The sequence below is a fragment of the Bacteroides sp. AF25-5LB genome (assembly GCF_003602965.1).
Lineage (GTDB): Bacteria > Bacteroidota > Bacteroidia > Bacteroidales > Bacteroidaceae > Bacteroides > Bacteroides uniformis.
On the sequence record NZ_QTMC01000009.1, the window covers coordinates 1 to 23,835 of the forward strand.

Here is a 23,835-nt window from a genome sequence, read left to right on the forward strand (position 1 = left end):
AGTTCCGCGAAAACTCTGGTAATTTCTTATATTGGTATGCAAACCCAGGAGGTGACAATAAAACCTAGCGTAAAAGTGGTGATGAAGTCTGATACAGAGATGCTTGATGAGGTAATGGTAGTTGCTTTCGGTACAGCAAAGAAGTCTGCATTTACGGGTTCGGCTAAGGTGATAGGTACGGAAAAGCTGGAGCAGTCGCAGGTGACAAACGTTACCGATGCTTTGGCTGGTGCTGTGCCGGGTGTGACATTGACATCCAATGACGGTGCTCCTGGTTCAAAGTCATCCATCAAGATCCGTGGTTTCAGTTCACTCAATGCAGGAAACGACCCTCTGATTATTGTGGATGGTGCTCCTTATAGCGGTGATATCAATAATATCAATCCCAACGACGTTGAATCAATGACGGTATTGAAGGATGCGGCTTCCAATGCTCTTTACGGTGCGCGTGGTGCTAACGGTGTAATTATCATCACTACCAAGAAAGCCAATATGTCGGGTGAGGCCAAAGTAACTTTCGATGCCAAGTGGGGAGCAAATACCCGTGCGTTGCAGAAATATGACGTGATTGACAATCCTGGCATGTACTATGAGACGCACTATGAGGCAATGAAAAACTACTATAAATATGAGGGGGGAATGAGTGATCAGGCTGCATGGCTTGAGGCAAATAACAATTTGTTTGGCTCTAACGGTGGCTTGGGTTACAATGTCTATACGGTTCCCGAAGGACAATACCTTATCGGTCAGAATGGCAAGCTTAATCCCAATGCCACATTGGGTAGAGTTGTGAATTATAAAGGACGCGACTATCTGCTTACTCCGGATGATTGGGACGATGTAGGTATGCGTACCGGTTTACGTCAGGAATATAACTTCTCAGTGAGCGCAGCTAATGAAAAATCTTCTTTCTATGTTTCTTTAGGCTATCTTGGAAATGAGGGTATCACTGAAGGTTCTGACCTGAAACGTTTGACTGGCCGTTTAAAAGCCGACTATCAAGCCAAGAAGTGGTTGAAGATCGGTGGTAATATGGCATATGCGCGATTTGATTCCAATTCATTGAGTAATAATGGTTCCAGTAGTTCTCAAGGTAATGTATGGGCATTTATTACCCAAATGGCTCCCATCTATCCTGCTTACGTACGTAATGCTGATGGCAGTATCATGGTTGATAAGAATGGTATTGGAATGATGGACTACGGTAGCGGTATCAATGCAGGTATGCAACGTCCTTTCATTCCTGATGCCAATCCTATTCTGGACAACAAACTTAACACCCATAATGCTGAAGGAAATGCTATCAGTGGTAATGCTTTTGTAGACATAACTCCTATAGAAGGGTTAAAGGTGACATTCAATGGTACTTTCAACTTGGATGAGACACGCTTTACATATGTTTATAATCCTTATTATGGACAGTTCGATTCTACCGGTGGTACAGTAAGCAAGAGCCATCAGAGAACTTACGACTACAACTTGCAACAACTTGTCTCATATGCCAAATCATTCGGAAGCAATAATTTCGATATTTTGTTAGGACATGAATATTATGACTACCGCCTTTCTTATTTGAGAGCCAGTAAGTCACAGATGTTCTCTCAGGACAATCAGGAATTGGATGGTGCCATTATAGATGGACAGAGTGCTTCTTCATATAAGAGTCGTCGTAACAACGAAGGCTTCTTCGGACGTTTGCAATACAACTATGACGAACGCATCTTCGGCTCAGCTTCCTTGCGTCGTGATGCTTCCAGCCGTTTCCATCCAGACCACCGCTGGGGTACATTCTGGTCGGCAGGTGGTGCATGGCTCATCAACAAAGAAAGCTGGTTTGATGCTTCTTGGGTGCAGGAACTGAAGTTGAAGGCTTCAATCGGTTCACAAGGTAACGATAACATCGGTGATTTCCGCTATACGGATAGATTTAATATTATTAATTCCAATAATAGTCTCGGCACTTCGTTCTACTCTAAAGGTACTAAGGACATCACTTGGGAAACCAATACCAATTTCAATATCGGTGCGGAATTCCAATTGTGGGACCGCGTTACCGGTAGCATAGAGTACTACAGACGCAAGACTTCAGATATGTTATTCTCATTCTCCGTGGCTCCTTCATTGGGTTATTCTTCTTATCTGGACAATGTTGGTAACATGGTCAATAGTGGTGTAGAAATGGATTTCAATGTGAATATCTTCGATACACGTAACTTTACGTGGGACGTAAATTTGAACATCTCAACTTTGAAGAACCGTATTACGATGCTTGATCCTGACAAGTTGATTACTACTGAGTATACAGCTGACGGAAAGGGATATAAGGGTTATTCTAACGGAAGCTTCTTCATTGGTGAAGATTTGTCTATGTTTACATGGCGTATGAAGGAATATGCCGGAGTGGACGAAGAGGGAAGAGCCTTGTATTATAAGAATGTTAAGGATGAGGCCGGCAACATCACCGGACGCGAAACGACTTGGAACCATGCTGAAGCTGACTATTACATCACAGAGGAAAGCACGATGCCCAAGGTATACGGTGGTTTCGGTACCAAACTGAAAGTATATGGTGTAGATTTCGGTATTAACTTCACTTACCAGATTGGCGGCAAGCAGTATGATGGCACGTATGCATACTTTATGTCATCACCCAAAGGCACGGCAGGTTACAACTATCACAAGGATATCCTAAAGTCATGGACTCCCGAGAACACCAACACTGATATTCCGCGTTTCATGATGAATGACCCTTCATATCCGGCTTCATCATCTACACGTTTCTTGACCGATGCAAGTTTCTTGAATATCCAGAACATAAATGTGGGCTATACATTGCCTTCCAAGTGGACAAAGAAACTGGCTATAAGCTCTTTGCGCGTGTACATGTCGGCAGAAAATGTTTTCTACTGGTCTAAACGTAAAGGGTTCGACCCGCGTCAATCATATGACGAGACGACCAACGCTACTTTCTATTCACCGATGCGTACCATCTCCGGTGGTGTGTCATTCGAGTTCTAAAACTAAATATTATAGATAACAATGATTATGAAGAAAAATATATTCAAGTTGTTTTCAGCCATGGTGGTATCGGCTACAGTACTAACCGGCTGTATAGAAGAGGTTTTTCCCGAAGATTCTACTGCGACCTCCGAGCAAATCGGTGCGTCAGCTACGGCACTTGAGGCTGCAGTCAGTGGCATGCCGTCACAAATGGTACAAGGCTATCTGGTATATGGTAGCCAAACCCATGAAACCGACCTTGGCTATCCTTCGCTGATGTTGGCACAGTCTGAATTGTTGGGCGATGTAGTGGACACAGACTATGGGTATGACTGGTGGTGGCCCTTCAATGCAAGCTTGCAGATGTATGACAATGGTTATTACTCATATTTGCCTTACTTTACTCTATATAAGTTTGTTAAATCGGCCAATGACGTGATTTCAGTTGTTGACGTTACCGATCCCACGATTACCGATGAGATACGTGGACTCGGCAGTATATCCCATGCTTTCCGTGCGTTTAGCTATTATACGCTGATGGTGCTTTTCGAGCCAGTAGAGAATATCTATACTGATTGTAGCAAGGTGTTGGGACTGACAGTGCCCATTGTAACTGAGGAAACAACTAATGACATTGCGAAGAGCAATCCGCGTGCGACTCACGAAGAAATGGTGAACTTTATCCTTTCTGACCTTGACAAAGCAGAGATAGGTTTGGAGTCTTATATACCTACTAGCAAGAATTTTCCCGACTTGGCTGTAGTATATGGTCTGAAAGCTAAGGTATATATGTGGGATGGCCAATTTGATAAAGCTGCCGAGTATGCCCGCAAGGCTATTGATAAGTCGGGTGCAACTCCTATGAACGAAGCACAGTGGCATAACCCCACTACAGGTTTCAATACGGCTACTTCTGCATGGATGTGGTATCTTCACCCCACAGCTTCCAACATGGGTAACCTTGCTAATTTCATCGGTCACATTTCCAATGAAGCGGATTGGGGATATGCTTCTTTGTCTAAACTCCAAATGGCACGTTCACTTTATGACGCGATTCCTACTACCGATTTCCGCAAATATTCTTACCTTGACCCGGACAGATCTGTTTACGCTTACCAGTCTGTGAGAGGCAATGAGTGGTTGGACGAACAGCCGGATTATATGTCATTGAAGTTCCGTCCCGTGGGCGGTGACTATAGCACTTATTCTGTGGGTGCGGCTGCTGATATTCCCGTGATGCGTGTGGAAGAGATGTATCTCATAGAGGCTGAAGCTGTAGGTGCCAGCCAGAGTGTGGCAGCAGGTGTACAACTGTTGAATAACTTTATGAAGCAAAATCGTCAGTCTGATTACAGTTTTAACGCAGGCGATTTGCGCAGTTTCCAACTTGAGGTCTTGAAGCAGATGCGTATCGAGTTTTGGGGAGAGGGGGTTGCATTCCCTACTGCCAAGCGTTTGAAACCGGATGTTATTCAGCACTATGAGGGTACCAATTTTAAAGAAGATAACTTCAAGATCAACTGTAAAGGTGTGAAGCCTAACTGGACGCTGATGATCCCCAAGACCGAGGTGGATTCAAATATCGCGCTTCAAGGAATGAACAATCCGGACCCGACCGGTGCTATTCCTAAGCGTCCTACTCCGATAGGAGAGTTTGCGCCTGGTAACAATTAAATTAAATGAACTAACTTTATAATTGAATTTGTATATGAATAAGATATTTAATAAACTGTTTTGGGTCATGGCTGTATGCGGCTTGACAATGACGGCTTGTTCAGACGATATTGACTGGAATCCCGGTGCTGCTGCCGATGGACAAGGGGTCTTCTTCCCTTCGAGTCAATCAAGCAGTATAACGCTGACCGAGACGTCTGGTTCTTTCGAGGTAAGTGTATTTCGTACAGTAAGTTCAGGAGCCTCCACCACACAAATAACTGTTACTCCCGGTGAGAATGCTGCTGGCATTTTTACAGTTCCTACCGAAGTAAGCTTTGCTGATGGTGTGACAGAGGCAAAAATAACGGTGACTTACCAGAATATGAAGCGTGATGTCCCCTATACTTTGACCCTCTCTGCAGTGGACGGCACTCCGTATGGCATTACTGACTTGACGATCAGTGCCATTTGTCCATTAGTTTGGGAAGTGGTAAGTACTAATGCCACATTGATAGACAATATGTTTGAGGCATTTGGTGCTGCCGGTGTTAAACTGACCGGTATTACGGTGGAAAAGCATCCCGAACTTAACAAATATCGTTTTAAGAGTCCTTATGACAATTCTTATTTTAACTCTTTGTTTGGCATAGGAACTCTTCTTCCTGATGATTTTAAACTTCCTTATATTGAGTTGGACGGTAATACTTATCCGGGTGGATATTATATCACTGTTACAAAATTGGGATGGAAAATGGTAAATGGTGTAGGTCCTGAGGCCAATAGCGATTGGGGAACTTTCGGTTCTGTTTATGGAAATCTTTCCGAAGACCTTGGTACTTATCCATTGGGAAGCTACAACGATGCTGAGAAGGTATTTGATTTGGGAGCTCTTTTCTTTTGTATAGATGACAGTGGCTCTGAATTAAATTATCCTCTTAAGGGTACAACTTTGCTGTATCTGAACAACTGATTTTTGTTTGTATTCCGTGTGATACGGAACTTATGAATGTGGAGGGTGAATTATAATAGAATTCATCCTCCCTTTATTTTATCTCCCTTTCTAAGGAGCTTCCGCTAAAATTATATATATTTGCTGCCCGAACCAACAATATATATAATAAGGTATAGAAACTATGAAAGAATTTGTAATCTCCGAAGTGCGGGCAGAAACAGCGGTATTGGTAGGTCTTGTCACGAAGACTCAGGATGAGCGTAAGACCAACGAATACCTAGACGAGCTTGCATTCTTGGCTGAGACAGCCGGGGCGGAAGTAGTAAAGCGGTTTACCCAAAAGCTGGACCAGGCGCATTCCGTGACCTACGTCGGCAAGGGCAAGCTGGAAGAAATCAGAGAGTACATCCGTAATGAAGAAGAAGCCGAGCGTGAAGTCGGCATGGTGATTTTTGACGATGAACTTTCTGCCAAACAGATACGTAACATTGAAGCGGAGTTGAAGATTAAGATATTGGACCGTACTTCGCTCATTCTCGATATTTTTGCCATGCGTGCCCAGACTGCCAATGCAAAAACGCAGGTGGAGCTGGCTCAATACAAGTATATGCTTCCTCGTCTGCAACGTTTGTGGACCCACTTGGAACGCCAGGGTGGTGGCTCCGGTGCCGGTGGAGGTAAAGGTTCCGTGGGACTTCGCGGTCCGGGTGAAACGCAGTTGGAAATGGACCGCCGTATCATCTTGAACCGTATGTCATTGTTGAAGGAGCGCTTGGCTGAGATTGACAAGCAGAAGTCTACCCAGCGGAAGAACCGCGGACGCTTGATTCGTGTGGCATTGGTGGGATATACCAATGTAGGAAAATCCACATTGATGACTTTGCTTTCGAAAAGTGAAGTCTTTGCCGAGAACAAGCTGTTTGCCACGTTGGATACTACGGTGCGTAAGGTGATTATTGAGAACCTGCCGTTCCTGCTTTCTGATACAGTGGGCTTTATCCGTAAATTGCCGACGGATTTGGTAGACTCCTTCAAGTCTACCTTGGACGAGGTACGCGAGGCAGACTTGCTGTTGCATATCGTAGACATCTCTCATCCGGATTTTGAAGAACAGATAGAAGTTGTGAACAAGACGTTGGCAGATATCGGTGCCGCCGGTAAGCCTATGATTCTTGTATTCAATAAGATAGACGCTTATACCTATATAGAGAAAGCGGCTGACGACCTTACCCCCAGAACCAAGGAAAACTTGACACTCGAAGAACTGATGAAGACGTGGATGGCTAAGATGGAGGATAACTGCCTCTTTATTTCTGCCCGCGAAAAAATCAATATGGAGGAACTGAAGAGTGTGGTTTATCAGCGTGTGAAGGAATTGCACGTGCAGAAGTACCCCTATAATGACTTTCTTTATCAGACCTACGAAGAAGAAGTTTAATTTTAGTTATGAGTGATAAGTTATGAGTTATTTGCTGGCAGCGGTTTGAATCGGTAGTGCCGGCAAAGGCAATAACTTATAACTCATAATTCATAACTCGTTATAAGGATGAATTACAGAAGACTGACCGAAGATGAAATTCTCCGGTTGAAGAGTCAGTCATGTCTGGCTGATGATTGGGGAAAAGTAGCTGTTGCAGAAGAGTTCTCAACGGAATTTGTGCATCATACCCGTTTTTCGGGTGAGGTGCGTTTGGGAGTGTTCCATTCAGAATTTATGTTGCCGGGAGGAATCAGGAAGCATTCCGGTTTGCGGCATGTGACGCTGCATAATGTAACAGTGGGAGATAACTGTTGCATTGAGAATATCCAGAACTATATTGCCAATTATGAAATAGGGCATGATACTTTTATTGAGAATGTGGATATTATTCTGGTAGACGGTGTGTCGAAGTTCGGTAACGGGGTAGAAGTGTCTGTCCTGAATGAGACGGGAGGCCGTGAGGTGCTGATTAATGATAAACTCTCCGCACACCAAGCCTATATTCTGGCGCTTTACCGCCATCGTCCGGAACTGATTACACGGATGAAGGAAATCACGGATTTTTATTCCAACAAACATGCTTCTGCTGTAGGAAGCATCGGGAATCATGTAATGATATTGAACACCGGTTCCATAAAGAATGTGCGCATCGGTGATTATTGCCGCATCTGTGGTACATGCCGTCTGTATAACGGAAGCATCAACAGCAACGAGGTGGCGCCGGTACACATCGGGCATGGGGTGATTTGTGATGATTTCATCATCTCTACCGGGTCTCATGTAGATGACGGAGCTATGCTGAGCCGCTGCTTCGTGGGGCAGGCATGCAAGTTGGGACACAACTACTCTGCCTCAGACTCTTTGTTTTTCAGCAACTGCCAGGGAGAGAACGGGGAGGCGTGCGCTATTTTTGCCGGACCTTATACGGTGACGCACCATAAATCCACGTTGCTGATTGCCGGTATGTTTTCCTTTATGAATGCCGGTTCGGGGTCCAATCAGAGCAACCATATGTATAAGTTAGGGCCTATCCATCAAGGCACTTTGGAGCGTGGTGCCAAGACGACTTCCGATTCGTACATCTTGTGGCCTGCAAGGGTGGGAGCGTTCTCCTTGGTAATGGGGCGCCATGTCAACCATTCTGATACTTCGAACCTGCCGTTCTCTTACTTGATAGAGCAGAATAATACGACTTATCTCGTGCCCGGTGTCAACCTGCGTAGTGTGGGTACCATCCGCGATGCCCAGAAGTGGCCGAAACGTGACGGGCGTACCGACCCGAACAAACTGGATTACATCAACTATAATCTTCTCAGCCCCTACACGGTGCAGAAGATGTTCAAGGGACGGGAGACGTTGCAGAATCTGCGTCATGCCAGTGGCGAGCTTTCGGACATCTATTCTTTCCATAGTGCGAAGATACGTAACTCGGCTTTGGTGAAAGGTATCCGCTTCTATGAAATAGCCATTCATAAGTTCCTCGGAAACTCTGTCATCAAGCGCTTGGAAGGCATTGACTTCCGGAGCAATGAAGAAATACGTGCCCGTTTGAAGCCCGATACTGCCATTGGCAGCGGCGAATGGGTGGATATTTCCGGATTGATAGCCCCAAAGAGTGAGATAGATGCGCTGATAGACGGTATTGAGTCCGGCAAAGTCAATCGCTTGAAGTCTATCAATGCCGAGTTTGAGAAGATGCACAGCAACTACTATACCTACGAATGGACCTGGGCGTATGAGAAGTTGGAAGAGTTCTATGGTATCAAGCCGGAAGGTATGACGGCAGAAGACGTCATACATATTGTCGAAAAATGGAAAGAAGCAGTAGTTGGCCTCGACCGCATGGTGTATGAGGATGCTAAGAAAGAATTTTCACTGGCTTCCATGACGGGCTTTGGAGCCGATGGCTCACGCTTGGAAAAGGAACTCGACTTTGAGCAGGTACGCGGCGACTTTGAAAGCAATCCGTTTGTAATGGCTGTGCTGAAACACATTGAGGTGAAGACGGCGCTGGGCGATGAACTGATAGGGCGGATGCAGCGGGTGTCAGAAAATTAATTATGATTTGTTGCGTTTTTACTCTAATTAAAGAATTATTTCAATAATAGTTTTTACCTTTGCTCGGTAAAGGCGGTTTTGTGCTGCCTTTACTACCCGAATCACTTTTAAACATTAAATATACGAGTAATTATGGCAACAACACCTCCGTTCAAGTATCAGCCCATGTTCGAGAAGGGGAAAGATACTACTGAGTATTATCTGCTTACGAAAGATTACGTGTCAGTAAGCGAGTTTGAAGGAAAACCTATCCTGAAGATTGAAAAAGAAGGTTTGACGGCAATGGCCAATGCGGCTTTCCGTGATGTATCGTTCATGTTGCGTCGTTCGCACAATGAGCAGGTTGCTAAGATTCTGAGTGACCCCGAAGCCAGCGATAACGATAAATACGTGGCACTCACCTTCCTGCGCAATGCAGAGGTAGCATCCAAGGGGGTACTTCCTTTCTGCCAGGATACGGGTACGGCAATCATCCACGGTGAAAAGGGACAGCAAGTATGGACCGGCTACTGTGATGAAGAAGCTCTCTCACTGGGTGTTTACAAGACTTATACCGAAGAGAACCTGCGCTATTCGCAGAATGCTCCCCTCACCATGTACGATGAGGTGAATACGAAGTGCAACCTTCCCGCACAGATTGACATCGAAGCTACGGAAGGTATGGAGTACGAGTTCCTCTGCGTAACCAAGGGTGGTGGCTCTGCCAACAAGACTTATCTCTACCAGGAGACAAAGGCTATCCTCAACCCCGAAACATTGGTTCCCTTCCTTATCTCAAAAATCAAGACTTTGGGTACGGCAGCTTGTCCTCCCTATCACATCGCATTCGTTATTGGCGGTACCTCTGCCGAAAAGAACTTGCTGACTGTGAAACTGGCTTCCACCCACTTCTACGATAACCTGCCTACTACCGGCAATGAGTTCGGCCGCGCTTTCCGCGATGTGGAACTGGAGAAGCTGGTACTGGAAGAAGCTCATAAGATTGGCCTCGGAGCTCAGTTCGGCGGCAAGTATCTGGCTCACGACATCCGCATCATCCGCCTGCCGCGTCACGGTGCGTCCTGCCCCGTGGGTCTGGGTGTTTCCTGCTCTGCCGACCGTAACATCAAGTGTAAAATCAATAAAGAAGGTATCTGGATTGAAAAGCTCGACAGCAACCCGGGCGAACTGATTCCCGAAGAACTCCGCAAGGCGGGTGAAGGCGACGTGGTGAAGATTGACTTGAACCAGCCGATGGCCGATATTCTGAAGGAACTGACCAAGTATCCGGTTTCCACCCGTTTGTCTCTGAATGGAACCATTATCGTAGGCCGTGACATCGCACACGCCAAGCTGAAAGAACGTCTGGACCGTGGCGAAGACCTGCCGCAGTACATCAAAGACCATCCCATCTACTACGCCGGTCCTGCCAAGACTCCTCAAGGCATGGCTTGCGGCTCCATGGGCCCGACTACTGCCGGACGTATGGACCCGTATGTAGACCTCTTCCAAAGCCACGGCGGCAGCATGATTATGCTTGCCAAAGGTAACCGCAGCCAGCAAGTGACAGATGCCTGCCAAAAGTATGGCGGTTTCTACTTGGGCTCTATCGGTGGTCCTGCCGCTATCTTGGCACAGAACAACATCAAGAGCATTGAGTGCGTGGAATATCCCGAGCTCGGTATGGAAGCTATCTGGAAGATTGAGGTGGAGAACTTCCCTGCATTCATCTTGGTGGACGATAAGGGCAACGACTTCTTCAAGCAACTGAAGCCTTGGAATTGCAGCAAATAAAACAGAAGCCTTTTAGAAAGGCATAATATAAGGAAAGCCGTAACGGAGAAAATCTTGTTACGGCTTTTTTGTTTTGTAGAGGAAAACAAAGTGTTTCGCGGCATAGAACACTCTGTTTCATCAAGCAAAACAAACTGTTCCTTTATGTTGAAACAAATTGTTTCAATAGGAAGAAACAAACTGTTCTTTCATGTTGGAACAAAGTGTTCTTCCCTATTGGAACACTCTGTTCTGCCTTGATAAAACAGATTGTTCTCTATAGGAGAATAAAACTGAAACTCGTTTGTTGTCGTATTTTTGTTACATTCTCCTTTTCATTTCTCAGTTAACTTCTTTATCTTTAGCCCTCCAAACAACCAATTTAATAAAACATGGAACTGACTCTTACACGACAAACTCCGGCACAACACATCGTATGGCTGGATGTGGTACGCCTTGTTGCAATGTTTACAGTAGTTTGCTGCCATTGCACAGACCCTTTTAACTTCTATCCGGGCACATCGCCCGACATTGTTGACATCAAGTTCTGGGGAGCTGTCTACGGTGCGGCGCTCCGTCCTTGCGTACCGCTTTTTGTAATGATTACCGGTGCATTGCTGTTGCCGGTACGGGGTGACGCCTCGGCATTCTACAAGAAACGTATCCCCCACGTATTCTTTCCTTTCCTCATCTGGTCTGTGATTTACAATCTGTTCCCCTGGATAACGGGACTGCTGGGAGTGGAGCCGAAAGTGATTCTGGATTTCTTCCCTTATTCGGGTGAGGAAGTGATGCGCCAGTCTCTGGCAGTGAGCCTGGGATATATTGCAGAAATGCCTTTTAATTTCTCTCTATTGGATGTACACATGTGGTATATCTATCTGCTGATAGGGCTTTATCTCTATCTTCCGATATTCTCGGCATGGGTGGAGAAGGCCTCGGAACGTGCCAAACTATGGTTTCTTGCAGCATGGGGAGTGACACTGCTGCTGCCTTATTATACCGAGTTTGCCGCTCCGTACCTTTGGGGGACTTGCTCGTGGAACTCGTTCGGTATGCTGTATTACTTTGCCGGTTTTAACGGCTACCTATTGTTGGGCCATTATCTGAGGAACCATAACTGGACGGGCCGGCAACTCTGTGGCATCGGCATTCCCATGTTTGCCATTGGCTATGCCGTAACATTCCTTGGTTTCCGTCGTATGACCTCCTTGCCGGATTTTACGGATGAGATGCTCGAACTCTTCTTCACCTACTGTTCGCTGAATGTAGTAATGATGACCATCCCCGTGTTTATGCTTTGCAAGCGGGCCAATTTCCGTTCGGAGCGCATCAAGAAAGCATTGGCAAATTTGACGCTCTGTGGTTTTGGAGTCTATATGATACACTATTTCTTTACCGGACCGAGCGTAGTCCTGATGCGTGCTATCCATGTTCCTATCTATCTTCAGATACCTTGTGCCGCAGTCGTCGCTTTCTGTACTTCCTGGTTTCTGGTGGCAATGGCATACCGTTGTTTCGGGAAGCGGACCAAGTGGGTGCTGGGGTAGTTTGGATGAAAGATTGTTTATCTTTAAAGGAGGAGATTTAGGGCTTATTATTTCCTCCAGATTCTCCACATATAGTAAGCGCAGTGCGTGAATGCGAAAACAAACGAGATAATCAGCAGCACTTTGCTTTCTCCCCATCCCACAGTCTGTTGGTGCCACAACCCGGTGATGACGCAAAGAACGGCAAGGATAAGTCCAATCATGTTCAAGGCAACCTGCCCGTGGCGGGTGTCGCCTCCATGCTCCAGCTTACTGTGCTTCATGCCGTAGCCTACATAGATATCCAGACCGATGAGCATCCACAGTACTAGGCGTATCCATGTATCGGCAGGAAGGAACAGCATCATGCAAAGGCAAGTAAGAATACCCAGTATGGGGATAAGTGGAACAAGTGGGGTTTTAAAGGAACGGGGCACGTCGGGCATGGTTCTACGTACTACCAGTACAGCGGCACAGACCAGCGTGAAGGCCATCAGCGTGCCGATGCTTGTCATCTCCCCGGCCAGCCGTGCGGGTACAAAAGCTGCCAGCAGGCCCACAAGTACCATGAAGAGCAGGTTGCTGCGTGCCGGAGTACGGAACTTTTCGTTGATATGCGAGAAGAAAGGAGGCAGCAGCCCGTCGTGGCTCATGCTTAGGAATACGCGGCTCTGTCCCAGCAACGTCACCATGATGACGGAGCAATACCCGAACAGAATGGACAGCACGATGGCACGGTTCAGCCAGGGATAGTCCGGCTGGATGATACCTGCTGCATCAGCCTGCCCCATGTGCTCTATGGCTATGGCAACGGGAGCAATGCCTTGCTGTCCGCTGAAGGCGGTGTAGTGTGCCACTCCCGTCATGACGTGGGCAAAAACCATATAGAGCACGGTGCATACCAGCAGGGAGACCAGAATGCCGATAGGCATGTTCCGCTTCGGGTTCTTCGTCTCTTGGGCGGCTGTGCTCACAGCGTCGAACCCGAGGAAGGCGAAGAATACGATGGCCGCCCCTCGCAGGATGCCGGAGAAGCCATATTCGCCCAGCACGCCCGTATTGGCAGGGATGTAAGGTGTATAGTTGTCGGTATTGATGTATTTCCAGCCGAGTATGGCAAAAATCAGTATGACGGAAACCTTCAGGAATACAATGAAGCCGTTGAAGATGGAGCTGCCTTCCGTGCCCCGTATCAGGAAGAGGCTCATCAGCACTACGATAAGGAAGGCGGGGATATTTACGATTCCACCATCCCAGGGACAGGCGGTGAGGGCTTGCGGTAGATGTATGTCCAGTCCCTCGAGAAAGACGACCAGATAGCGGCTCCAACTGATGCTTACTGTGGTTGCGGCTACGGTGTATTCCAATACCAGGTCCCACCCGATAATCCAGGCGATGAGTTCGCCCATCGTGGCATACGAGTAGGTGTATGCGCTGCCGGCTACGGGTATCATGGACGCAAATTCCGCATAACACAGTCCGGCGAAGCAGCATCCCAGTGCGGCAATGGCAAAGGACAGTGTGATGGCCGGTCCCGTATAGCCTGCCGCCACCGTTCCGGTGATGGAGAATAGACCCGCTCCGATGATGACTCCCACGCCCAGGGCAACAAGGCTCCACGGACCAAGTACACGTTTCAATGTTTTCTTTCCGGAGGCATTAGCCTCCGCTTGCAGTGCCTCGAATGGCTTTCTGATGAATAATCCCATTATGCTTCAATTCTGATAAATCGGGCGCAAAGGTACGGATTATATTGCTTATTCCATATAGCGCGCTACTTTTCCACTGATTTGCAGTAGGGAGATTTCACATAATTTGGTATCATATTCTGCGGAGAGAATACGTTCTTCTGCATCCAGCAGACTCTTTTGGGCTTCGCGCATCTCGATTCCCGAGAGGTTGCCCAGCATATATCGTTCCATGGCAATCTCGTGGTTCTCCTTGGCAGCCACAAGGTTCTGGCGTTCCAGGTTCAGCATTTGCAGGTTGTTTTGGTAGGCCTGCCATAGGTTGCTGAGGTCGGCGCGCAGGGCTTGCTCCAGTTGCTCCCGTTCCAGGCGAGCGTTCTGCACGGCAATGCGGGCATTCTTGCGTTCGCGGCGCCGGTTGCCGTCGAACAGATTGAAGCCGACCGTGACGCCGAAGTTCAGACCGAGGTTGCTGCGGCGGCTGTTGGCAGAGATGTCATACTTGTTGAGGGTGTAGCCGTATCCGCCGTTCATCTTCACGTATGGGTAGTCGCGCGAGCAGACTTTCTTGTAGTCCAGACGAGCCAGGGTATTGTTCTGTTCGGCACGTAGCAGTGAGGCGTTGATGGTGAGGGTGGCGTTCCACAGCTCCTCGAAGTTCAGGGAGGCGGTCACGTTGATGAGGCTGTCTTGTATGATAAACGGCTGGTCTACATCTTTGTTTGCCATGAGTTCGTTCAGCTGGATACGTGAGGTGTGCAGCAGTTCCTGCTGTTTCATGTATTGGGCACTGTCGGCATTGAAGTCCACTTTGGCCTGCTGGTAGTCCAGGCGCGAGAAGTTACCGATGTGGTAACGCTCTTCCACAATGCGCAGGCGCTCTTTGGATAGCGATACGGCATAACGGAAGTTCTTCAAGCGGATTTTTTGCTGCACATAGTTATAGTATTCAGCGGCTATGTTGGCTATCAGGTCCTCGATGGCGATGCGCGTATTGGTCTCGCCTTGGCGTTCCAGCTCCTTGAGCCGTTGGTAGTTGGCGGTAATGTTGAAACCGTCGAAGATGGTCCAGTTCAGGTTGATGCCTGCATCGAGAGTTTGGTCAAACACTCCGTTGTCCTTGGTTGTCTCTCCGGTGGCTCGGGCTTTGGTTTCGATATTGTCTATGGTTCCCTTGTAGCCGGCGGAGAGGTCCAGTGTGGGCAGGTAGCCCGCATTGCCCAGTGTGGCGTTGTTCTTGCTGACCTGCTCTTCATTGCGGACAATGCGCAGGGAGTAGTTGTTCAGCAATCCCTGCTCCAGGCAGGACTTCAAGGTGTAGGTAGGCGCAGGCTGTGCGTAAAGGCCCAGCGCTGTGCAGGCAGTGGCTATGAAAATTAAAACAATGCGTTTCATTCGGTCTTCAGTTTACTTCGGTTCGTTGATACATAACTATATATGGCAGGCACGATGTACATCGTCAGTAGTGTGGAGATGAGCATGCCGCCTACGACGGCAGTACCCATGGCGATGCGTTGGTTGCAACCTTCGCCGGTGGCGTAGGCAAGCGGTATCAGTCCCAGGATGGTGGAGGCACTCGTCATCAGGATGGGGCGCAGACGTTGCAGGGAGGCGTCCTTGATGGCTCGCATCTTGTCTTCACCCGCTTCCTGCTTCTGATTGGCAAATTCCACAATCAGGATACCGTTCTTTGCCACCAGACCAATCAGCATGATAATACCAATCTGGCTGAATATATTCATTGTAATTCCCCCGAAATACATGAATACCAGTGCACCGGCAATGGCGAGAGGCACCGTCAGCATGATAACCAGCGGGTCCTTGAAACTTTCGAACTGGGCGGCAAGAATCAGGTAAATCAGCACAATGGCCAGGATGAAGGCGAACATCAGACTGGAGGAACTTTCCCGATACTCTTTGGAGTCTCCGGTCAGTGCGGTGCGGAAGGTCTCGTCCAGTGTCTCTTTGGCAATCTTGTCCATTTCATCCAGACCTTGTCCGATGGTCTTGCCGTCCGCCAGTCCCGCGGAGATGGTGGCGGAAACGAAACGGTTGTAACGGTACAACTTCGGAGGGGCGATACCGCCGGTCAGTTCAATCAGGTTGTCCAGCTGCACCATGGTTCCATTGTCGCTACGGATATAGATGCCTTTCAGGTCGGCAGGCTTGTTGCGTTGCTGGCGGTTGATTTCGCCCAATATCTCGTATTGCTTTCCGTTCATGTAGAAGTAGCCCATGCGCTGTCCGCTCAAGCCGTATTGCAGGGTTTGGGCAATGTTCTTGGTGCTTACGCCCATGATGCTCGCCTTGTCACGGTTGATGTTGATGCGCGCTTCGGGCTTGCTGAACTTCAGGTTTACGTCTGCCATCTGGAATACCGGATTTTCGTAGACCTTCGTCATGAACTTGGGGAGCACCTCCTGCAATTTCTCGATATTGGTTGCCTGCAATACATACTGCACGGGCATACCGCCGCGCCGTCCTCCGAATGAGGAGGACTGCTGTACGAAAGAGCGTGCCATTGTCTTTTTCTGCACTGCCTTCGACAACTTTTCGGCAACTTCCATTTGGGTATAGTCACGGTCTTTCATGTCTTTCAGTGTGATACGTACGTTACCGCTACCACTGGACACACGCGCTGTTACCGCTTCTGCATCCGGGATAATGGAGTCCACCAGATGATTGATGTCTTCGGTATAGTCGCGGATATATTCGTAAGTCACTCCTTCGGCACCCATTGTATTGATACTGATTTGCGAACGGTCCTCCAATGGCGCCATTTCAGCCGGGATAGTATTCCAAAGGACTCCGATAAGCAGAATGGTGACGATGGTGAAGGGCAAGGCAATCCAGCGCCGTTTCAGGAAGGCGGCCAGTGACTGGCTGTATACCCGGTTCATCCCTTCGAAGAAAGGTTCGGTCTTGCGATAGAACCAGCTCTGCTGTTCCCTTTTGATTAAAAGTTTGGTGGCAAGCATCGGCGTAAAAGTCAATGCGGCGAAGGAGGAGATAATCACCGAACCGGAGACCACGATACTGAATTCGCGGAACAGTCGTCCCGTCGTCCCGTCCATGAATACAATAGGGAAGAATACCGCCACCAGCGTAATGGTAGTGGAAATGACGGCAAAGAAAATCTCCTTGGCTCCTTCTATGCCGGCTTCTTTCGGTGGCATCCCTTTCTCGATGCGGACATAAATGTTCTCCGTCATCACGATGGCGTCGTCCACCACCAAGCCCACGGCAAGCACCACGGCAAGCATGGAGAGCACATTGATGGAGAAACCGGCCAGATACATGACGAAGAAAGCTCCAATCAGCGAAACGGGGATTACAATACATGGCACAAGCGTCACACGCCAGTCGCGCAAGAAGAGGAAAATGATGATGATAACCAGTACAAAGGCCTCATACACCGTCTGCTTCACCTCGTCGATAGAGGCACGGATAAACTTGGTATTGTCAAAACCGTAGTTGTAATGAACGTCTTCGGGAAGGTCTTTCTTCATCTTCTCCATGCGGTCATATACGGCGTTGGCTATTTCAATGTGGTTGGCACCCGGCTGCGGAATTACTACGACACCTACCATGGGCACATCGTTCATCTTCATATAACTTTTGATGTCGGCTGGTCCCAGTTCGGCACGTCCAATGTCGCTGAAGCGGACAATGCGGTTACCGTCTTCCTTCAGGATAAGATTGTTGAACTCTTCGGCTGTATGCATCAGCCCCAACGTGCGGATGGTGAGCTCGGTAGTGTTTCCTTCGATACTTCCGGAAGGGAGCTCTACGTTTTCGTTGTCCACCGCATTCTTTACATCCAGGGGAGTGATTCCATAGCCGGACATCTTGATGGGGTCCAGCCAAAGCCGCATGGAATAGCGCTTTTCTCCCCAGATACTTACACTACTTACATCTGAAATAGTCTGAAGCTGCTCCTTGACAGTTAGGTCGGCTATTTCACTGAGCTCCAGTAGGGAACGTTTGTCACTTTGGAGGGCAACCATCAGGATAGGGGTGGCGTCCGCATCGGCTTTTGATACGGTAGGCGGATCACAGTCACGAGGCAGATAGCGCTGTGCACGCGACACTTTATCACGTACGTCGTTGGCGGCGGTTTCCAAGTCAACGGAAAGCTCAAACTCTACTGTAATGCGTGATGAACCTTGCTGGCTGACACTGGAGAGGGAGCGTATGCCGGGAATACCGTTGATGTTCTGCTCCAGAGGCTCCGTTATCTGGTTCTCGATGACATCGGCGTTGGCACCCGGATAGGAGCAGGATACTGATATGATGGGATTATCTACAGACGGGTATTCGCGTACACCCAGATAATTGTAGCCGATGAAGCCAAACAGCAGGATTATCAGGGTAAGTACTGTCGAGAGTACCGGTCGCCGTATACTTAATTCGGATATATTCATTCTTTACAATTGATAATTAATGGTTGATAATTGACAGTTGTCAATTGATATTGTCCAGTGTTACCGGCAGTCCGGTACGGAGTTGCAGGGTTCCCGAGGTGATGATGGTATCTCCTGCCTGCAAGCCTTGCAATACTTGTACTTCCGCTTCCGTACGGATTCCCGTAGTAATCTCTACCGGCTGGGCTTTTCCCGACTTATAGAGGAATATTTTGTCTTTTCCCATTTCCGGTACAATGGCTTCGGACGGTACGGCGAGGGCGTTCTGAATTTCGTCCTTGTTCAGCTTGATGCTGGCATAGCGGCCCGGAAGCACGGCTCCGTTGGCATTGGGATAAAGTGCACGGATTGTCAAGGTATGGGTAGTAGGGTCTATCTTTGATTCGCGTGCATAAACCGTGGCGTGGAAGGTGTTTAGTTTTCCTTCGAGAGTGAAGTCCAGTTCGGCGCCGGTCTTTACGTCATTGGCATACCGCTCGGGTACGGCAAATTCCACCTTCAACGGTGAAATCTTGGTGAGCTTGGCTACAATGGTTGTAGGGGAAGCGTAAGTACCCACACTGACTTGGCGCAGACCGATGACACCGTCGAAAGGGGCACGCAGCTCGGTTTGTGCGATGTTCGATTCTATCAAGTCAATGTCGGCATTCAGGGTGGCCAGCTCGGTCTTTACTTGTTCGTAGGCTTCTTTACTGACTGCATCCCTTTCCAACAGGGCGTTCTGGCGAAACACGCGGTCTTCTGCCAACTTTAATTGGGAGACGAGGCGTTGCAATTGTGCTTGCAGCGGCCGGTCATTAACTTTGGCAAGTAATTGTCCTTTCTTGACGAAACTGCCTTCTTCAAAATTTATCTCTATGATTTTGCCGGATGTCTCGAAAGAAAGGTCCACTTCCTCATCAGGCAGCAGGCTGCCGCTGATTTGTATTTCATCCTTCAGCAATTGCGGTTTGATTATTTTTGCGTTTACGTTTAGAATTTTCTTACCGCTACGTTGACCGGTCATCACCTTGTCTGCAGCGGCTAATTCTTCATTCTCTTTAGGTAATTGGGAGTAGATTCCTCCTCCAATCAGTCCGGCACCAATCACGATAATGATGCCCCATTTAACTCTCTTATTCATGTTGTAGTATTAGTAGTAATAAAATCAGCCTTAGATTAGACAGCAGGAAAAAGGAAAGGTTTAAAATATAAAGAGTTAAAAAGTGTAAGAATATGAGATGGAAAGATGATAAAATGACAAATCAGTAAGCAGCCCGGTATTTCCCCTCCTCCTTGTCTTCCAGCATGTTCAGATAAGAAGCGTATCGTGACTCACTGATATAGTGCTTCTCAACCGCCTCGCGTACAGCGCATCCGGGTTCGTGGCGGTGGGTACAGTTGCCGTAACGGCAGTCGGCAGATACTTTGAATATTTCCGGGAAATAGTGGCCTATTTCTTCTTCTTCCATATCGAATGTTCCAAAACCTTTGATGCCCGGGGTGTCAATGATATATCCGTCACCGGGAACCGGGAACATTTCTGAGAAGGTAGTGGTGTGCATACCTTTATTATGATAGGTGGATATCTCTCCGGTTTTAATCTCTATATCGGGCAGTATTGCCTTGATGAGTGTCGATTTCCCTACTCCGGAATGTCCGGAAAAGAGGGTTATACGTCCTTTGAGCTCTTCCTCGATAATATCGATGCCTTCCCCTTTTTTGGCAGAAACCTTGAAACATGGATAACCGATGGTGGTATAAAGGTTGATGAGACTGTTCAGATAGTGCAGTTCCTCTTCGTTGTAGGCATCCACTTTGTTGAATATAATCTTGACGGGAACACGGTATGCCTCGGCAGAGGCGAGAAAACGGTCTATAAATGTGGTGGAGGTTTCGGGATAGTTCACCGTCACTATGAGCATGCACTGGTCGAGGTTGGCGGCAAGAATATGTGATTGCTTGGAAAGGTTGGAGGCACGGCGGATGATGTAATTCTTCCGGTCCTCTATCTCGCTGATAAAGGCCGTACCTTCTTGGTTCAGTATGATGTTTACGTAATCGCCTACAGCCACGGGATTGGTGCTTCGTATGCCTTTCAACCGGAAGTTCCCTTTGATTTTACATTCAATCTCCCTTCCGTCGTCAGTCCGTACCAAGTACCAGCTTCCGGTATTTTTTATAACGAGTCCCCTCAAAATAATTGATAATTGATAATTGATAATTGATAATTGATTGCTGGATAATTAACTATAGGTATTATTACACATGATAATTATCAACTGTCAATCATCAATTATCAATTCATTAAACGGTCATGATTTCTTTATCCTTTGCAGCCAGCATGTCATCAATCCGCTTGATGAACTTGTCGTGAATCTTCTGCAGCTTTTCTTCACCGCCTTTCTGGGCGTCTTCTGCCAGTCCGTCCTTTACGGATTTCTTCAAGGCGTCGATGGCATCACGGCGTGCATTACGTACACTTACTTTGGCTGTTTCTCCTTCTCCCTTGCATTGTTTGGCAAGCTGCTTCCGGCGTTCTTCCGTCAGCGGTGGGATGCCGATACGGATAATTTCACCGTTGTTTTCGGGCATGATGCCAAGACTGGAGTCAATGATGGCCTTTTCAATGACGCGGAACATGCTCTTATCCCATGGCTTGATGGCAATGCTGCGTGCGTCCGGAGTGGTTACGGCTGCCACATTGTTGATAGGAACCATACTTCCGTAAGAATCCACACGGATACCATCCAGTAAACGGATATCAGCTTTTCCGGCGCGGATATGAGCCAATGCCTCGTCCAGATACATGATGGCCATGTCCATACTTTCTTGCGCTTCGTCTAAGATGTCTTTTACGTCTCTCATATTATTTTCGTTTTTGGAATAGCTTTAATTTGAAACTTTGCAAATATAATTATTAAATCGTGAATTGAGAATTAAGAATTAAATAACATTCATTTTTTTATTCTCAATTCTTCGTTTTCCGTTTTTAATTCAATTATGTACCAGTGTACCGATTTCTTCTCCTTGCATCACTCTTTTCAGATTCCCCACTGTATCCATGTCAAAAACGATGATGGGTAGGTTGTTCTCCTTGCACATGCAGGTGGCGGTGAGGTCCATCACTTTCAGACCGCGCTTCACTACTTCGTCGTAAGTGATGTCGTGGAATTTCGTGGCTGTCGGGTCCTTCTCCGGATCGGCGGTATAGATGCCATCCACACGGGTACCTTTCAACATGACATCTGCCTCAATCTCGATGCCGCGCAGACTGGAACCGGTATCGGTAGTGAAGAACGGATTGCCTGTACCGGCGGACATGATGACTACTTCGCCTGCTTCCATACATTCGATGGCACGCCATTTATTGTAGAATTCACCGATGGGTTCCATACGTACGGCAGTCAGCACGCGGACCTTCACGCCGGTAGCTGCCAGAGCTGAACTGAGGGCAAGGCTGTTGATGACGGTTGCTAGCATTCCCATCTGGTCGCCTTTCACGCGGTCGAATCCTTTGTGGGTACCGTTCAATCCGCGAAAAATGTTTCCACCGCCTATCACGATGCCTATTTGTACTCCCAATTCGTGGATTTCTTTGATTTGAGCTGCGTACTCGGCAAGGCGTTTTTCGTCAATGCCGTATTGCTTTTCACCCATCAGGCTCTCGCCGCTGAGCTTCAATAAGATTCTTTTATAGGTTGTCATAATATATAGTTTGTTATATTTCTTTGCAGCAAAGATAAAGAATAAAACTGAAAAGTGCTGCAGAATGAGGTAGGATAGTTGCCTAACGTATTGTCTTTAGGAACTCGTCCATGCTGTGATATAACGGAATACCATAATGGTTACAAGTAATTCGCACATTGTCGTAGCGGTAGAAGCCGGGCTCGCAGATGACGTGCAGTTTGCCGGAACGCATGTGCAGCCCCATCTCCAGCAGAGTGATGGGAGACTTACTGCTTGCCAGGATATTCATGATTATCAGGTCGGCTTTTTCCAGATGTTCCAGTTCCCAGTTCACTTGATGTTCAAAGTCGGACATTTCACCGCTCAACCCCTTGTCCCTTCGGGGGTTGTATAGGAGATATTTGCCTTCGGGACGTGCTCGGAACCAGTCGCAGGTTGCCTTTTGCCAGTCTATGCTCTTGCCCATGTCAATGGTTCCAGCCAGGAAAATTTTGGTATATTCAGCTTCGTTCACTTCGGCTTTGTCTTCATCCGGACGGAGTACGATCACCTCGGACTGAGCTTGTAGGCCGATAGGGAATAACAGAACTAAAAGCAGGTAGAGATTTTTTTTCATGGTTGATGATGGTTTATAGAATTAGTTGTTTTTCTTGCTCTTTATCGGGAGTCTTGGAAACAGTTTCCTAAAACGAACCAGTTGGCCTGTAATGTTTCCCCCTGCGATGACGAGCGTTACGGCTACAATAATCATCACCAGTCCGATGCTTTCTCTGACAGTCAAGCTTTCTCCAAAGACAGCTATTCCGAAGAAGATGGCTGTCACGGGTTCCAATGCACCGAGAATAGCGGTCGGGGTGGAGCCGATGTATTGGATGGCTCCAGTAGTGCAGAGGAAGGATATGGCGGTGGGAAAGACAGCCAGTGCAAGCAAATTGCCCCACAGATACCACTCGTCCGGTGTGTTCAGTACTCCGGAATAGAGCAGGCGTGCTACGAAGAGCGATAAGCCGAAGAGAAGGACATAGAAGGTGACTTTGAGTGTAGCTACATTTTTCAATGACGTCTGGTTGATGCCCACGATGTATATGGCGTAGGAAAGGGAGGAAGCGAAAACCAGCAATGTCCCTATCAGGCTCAGCGTACTGCCGTCCTCACTTTTATAGAGCAGCCCGATGCCTCCCAGTGCAAGCAGCATGCAGACGATGGTTTGCAGTGCCAGCTTCTCTTTGAAGACCATAGCCATAATAAGAGCCACCATGATGGGGTAGACGAACAGCAGTGTCGACGCTATGCCGGCGGCCATATAATTATAACTCAGAAAAAGCGTCAGTGAGGAGAGGGCTACGAGTAATCCCATGATGATGAGCGGAAATGTTTCTTTCCGTTGTATCTTGAATGTCCGCCCTCTCGCTTTTATCATAATGCCCAGCAATGGGATGGCAAAAAGGTATCTGAAAAAGAGTACGGAGTCCGGATCCATGCCGGCTTTGTACAACGGGAGGGCAAACAATGGATTCATACCGTAGGAGGCTGCGGCGATAGAACCCAAAATATATCCTTTAGCTTTTGCATTCATATCTTTATATGTAGATTAGCGTGCAAAGGTAGATATTTACTTTGATTTCCT

16 protein-coding genes are annotated in these 23,835 nt (G+C 47.6%); 7 read left to right on the forward strand and 9 right to left on the reverse strand.

Translation table 11 applies throughout. The annotated features are described in order from the left end of the window. The 7 genes from DWY57_RS11180 to DWY57_RS11215 all read left to right on the forward strand — a co-directional run. Positions 1–3,018, forward strand: a 3,018-nt coding sequence (locus DWY57_RS11180) for a SusC/RagA family TonB-linked outer membrane protein (protein ID WP_317126736.1), incomplete at its 5' end; no start/stop codon positions are given. Positions 3,019–3,045: 27 nt separating this feature from the next. Beyond that, complete coding sequence (locus tag DWY57_RS11185) at positions 3,046–4,674, forward strand: RagB/SusD family nutrient uptake outer membrane protein (protein WP_226791303.1); 1,629 nt, start codon at positions 3,046–3,048, stop codon at positions 4,672–4,674. 34 nt (positions 4,675–4,708) lie between these two features. Then, positions 4,709–5,626: a hypothetical protein gene (locus DWY57_RS11190; RefSeq protein WP_120164391.1), complete on the forward strand. Its 918-nt coding sequence runs from the start codon at positions 4,709–4,711 to the stop codon at positions 5,624–5,626. 163 nt (positions 5,627–5,789) lie between these two features. Next, complete coding sequence (gene hflX / locus DWY57_RS11195; RefSeq protein ID WP_119961765.1) at positions 5,790–7,046, forward strand: GTPase HflX; 1,257 nt, start codon at positions 5,790–5,792, stop codon at positions 7,044–7,046. A 108-nt stretch (positions 7,047–7,154) separates the two neighbouring features. Beyond that, the gene (locus DWY57_RS11200) at positions 7,155–9,146 is read left to right on the forward strand and encodes a DUF4954 family protein (protein WP_165491381.1); all 1,992 of its coding nucleotides are present in this window, start codon (positions 7,155–7,157) and stop codon (positions 9,144–9,146) included. A gap of 132 nt (positions 9,147–9,278) precedes the next feature. Beyond that, positions 9,279–10,919, forward strand: coding sequence for a fumarate hydratase (locus DWY57_RS11205; RefSeq protein WP_005824254.1), 1,641 nt, complete (start codon positions 9,279–9,281; stop codon positions 10,917–10,919). Between the two features lie 371 nt (positions 10,920–11,290). Beyond that, the gene (locus DWY57_RS11215) at positions 11,291–12,448 is read left to right on the forward strand and encodes an acyltransferase (protein WP_119961767.1); all 1,158 of its coding nucleotides are present in this window, start codon (positions 11,291–11,293) and stop codon (positions 12,446–12,448) included. 47 nt (positions 12,449–12,495) lie between these two features. On the opposite strand, the gene DWY57_RS11220 is transcribed toward DWY57_RS11215, so the two are convergent. The 9 genes from DWY57_RS11220 to DWY57_RS11260 form a co-directional block, all read right to left on the reverse strand. Beyond that, entirely contained in the window at positions 12,496–14,136 is a 1,641-nt protein-coding gene (locus DWY57_RS11220) for an amino acid permease (RefSeq protein WP_119961768.1), read from the reverse strand. A gap of 48 nt (positions 14,137–14,184) precedes the next feature. Continuing rightward, positions 14,185–15,510 (reverse strand): TolC family protein, encoded by a 1,326-nt coding sequence (locus tag DWY57_RS11225; RefSeq protein ID WP_117599267.1) that lies wholly within the window; start codon positions 15,508–15,510, stop codon positions 14,185–14,187. Continuing rightward, positions 15,507–18,539, reverse strand: a complete 3,033-nt coding sequence (locus DWY57_RS11230) for an efflux RND transporter permease subunit (RefSeq protein WP_119961769.1) — start codon at positions 18,537–18,539, stop codon at positions 15,507–15,509. Before DWY57_RS11230 ends, DWY57_RS11225 begins: the two co-directional genes overlap by 4 nt. Positions 18,540–18,579: 40 nt before the next feature. Then, positions 18,580–19,662, reverse strand: coding sequence for an efflux RND transporter periplasmic adaptor subunit (locus tag DWY57_RS11235; RefSeq protein ID WP_119961770.1), 1,083 nt, complete (start codon positions 19,660–19,662; stop codon positions 18,580–18,582). Between the two features lie 121 nt (positions 19,663–19,783). Beyond that, entirely contained in the window at positions 19,784–20,716 is a 933-nt protein-coding gene (gene rsgA / locus DWY57_RS11240) for a ribosome small subunit-dependent GTPase A (RefSeq protein WP_117599270.1), read from the reverse strand. 109 nt (positions 20,717–20,825) lie between these two features. Then, positions 20,826–21,386, reverse strand: coding sequence for a ribosome recycling factor (gene frr, locus DWY57_RS11245; protein ID WP_025834253.1), 561 nt, complete (start codon positions 21,384–21,386; stop codon positions 20,826–20,828). 129 nt (positions 21,387–21,515) lie between these two features. Then, the gene (pyrH, locus tag DWY57_RS11250; RefSeq protein WP_119961771.1) at positions 21,516–22,226 is read right to left on the reverse strand and encodes a UMP kinase; all 711 of its coding nucleotides are present in this window, start codon (positions 22,224–22,226) and stop codon (positions 21,516–21,518) included. A gap of 82 nt (positions 22,227–22,308) precedes the next feature. Further along, positions 22,309–22,824 (reverse strand): nucleoside 2-deoxyribosyltransferase domain-containing protein, encoded by a 516-nt coding sequence (locus DWY57_RS11255; RefSeq protein ID WP_117964922.1) that lies wholly within the window; start codon positions 22,822–22,824, stop codon positions 22,309–22,311. A gap of 21 nt (positions 22,825–22,845) precedes the next feature. Beyond that, positions 22,846–23,784 carry a DMT family transporter gene (locus DWY57_RS11260; protein ID WP_119961772.1) on the reverse strand — a complete coding sequence of 313 codons (939 nt, stop codon included), beginning with the start codon at positions 23,782–23,784 and terminating at the stop codon, positions 22,846–22,848. Between the last annotated feature and the right edge of the window lie 51 nt (positions 23,785–23,835).

Coding starts and splice junctions, on each gene's coding strand:
- DWY57_RS11205 (WP_005824254.1), top strand. CDS start 9,279: ATGGCAACAACACCTCCGTTCAAGTATCAGCCCATGTTCGAGAAGGGG.
- DWY57_RS11260 (WP_119961772.1), bottom strand. CDS start 23,784: ATGAATGCAAAAGCTAAAGGATATATTTTGGGTTCTATCGCCGCAGCC.
- DWY57_RS11230 (WP_119961769.1), bottom strand. CDS start 18,539: ATGAATATATCCGAATTAAGTATACGGCGACCGGTACTCTCGACAGTA.
- pyrH (WP_119961771.1), bottom strand. CDS start 22,226: ATGACAACCTATAAAAGAATCTTATTGAAGCTCAGCGGCGAGAGCCTG.
- DWY57_RS11215 (WP_119961767.1), top strand. CDS start 11,291: ATGGAACTGACTCTTACACGACAAACTCCGGCACAACACATCGTATGG.
- DWY57_RS11200 (WP_165491381.1), top strand. CDS start 7,155: ATGAATTACAGAAGACTGACCGAAGATGAAATTCTCCGGTTGAAGAGT.
- DWY57_RS11235 (WP_119961770.1), bottom strand. CDS start 19,662: ATGAATAAGAGAGTTAAATGGGGCATCATTATCGTGATTGGTGCCGGA.
- DWY57_RS11255 (WP_117964922.1), bottom strand. CDS start 22,824: ATGAAAAAAAATCTCTACCTGCTTTTAGTTCTGTTATTCCCTATCGGC.
- DWY57_RS11225 (WP_117599267.1), bottom strand. CDS start 15,510: ATGAAACGCATTGTTTTAATTTTCATAGCCACTGCCTGCACAGCGCTG.
- DWY57_RS11190 (WP_120164391.1), top strand. CDS start 4,709: ATGAATAAGATATTTAATAAACTGTTTTGGGTCATGGCTGTATGCGGC.
- hflX (WP_119961765.1), top strand. CDS start 5,790: ATGAAAGAATTTGTAATCTCCGAAGTGCGGGCAGAAACAGCGGTATTG.
- DWY57_RS11185 (WP_226791303.1), top strand. CDS start 3,046: ATGAAGAAAAATATATTCAAGTTGTTTTCAGCCATGGTGGTATCGGCT.
- frr (WP_025834253.1), bottom strand. CDS start 21,386: ATGAGAGACGTAAAAGACATCTTAGACGAAGCGCAAGAAAGTATGGAC.
- DWY57_RS11220 (WP_119961768.1), bottom strand. CDS start 14,136: ATGGGATTATTCATCAGAAAGCCATTCGAGGCACTGCAAGCGGAGGCT.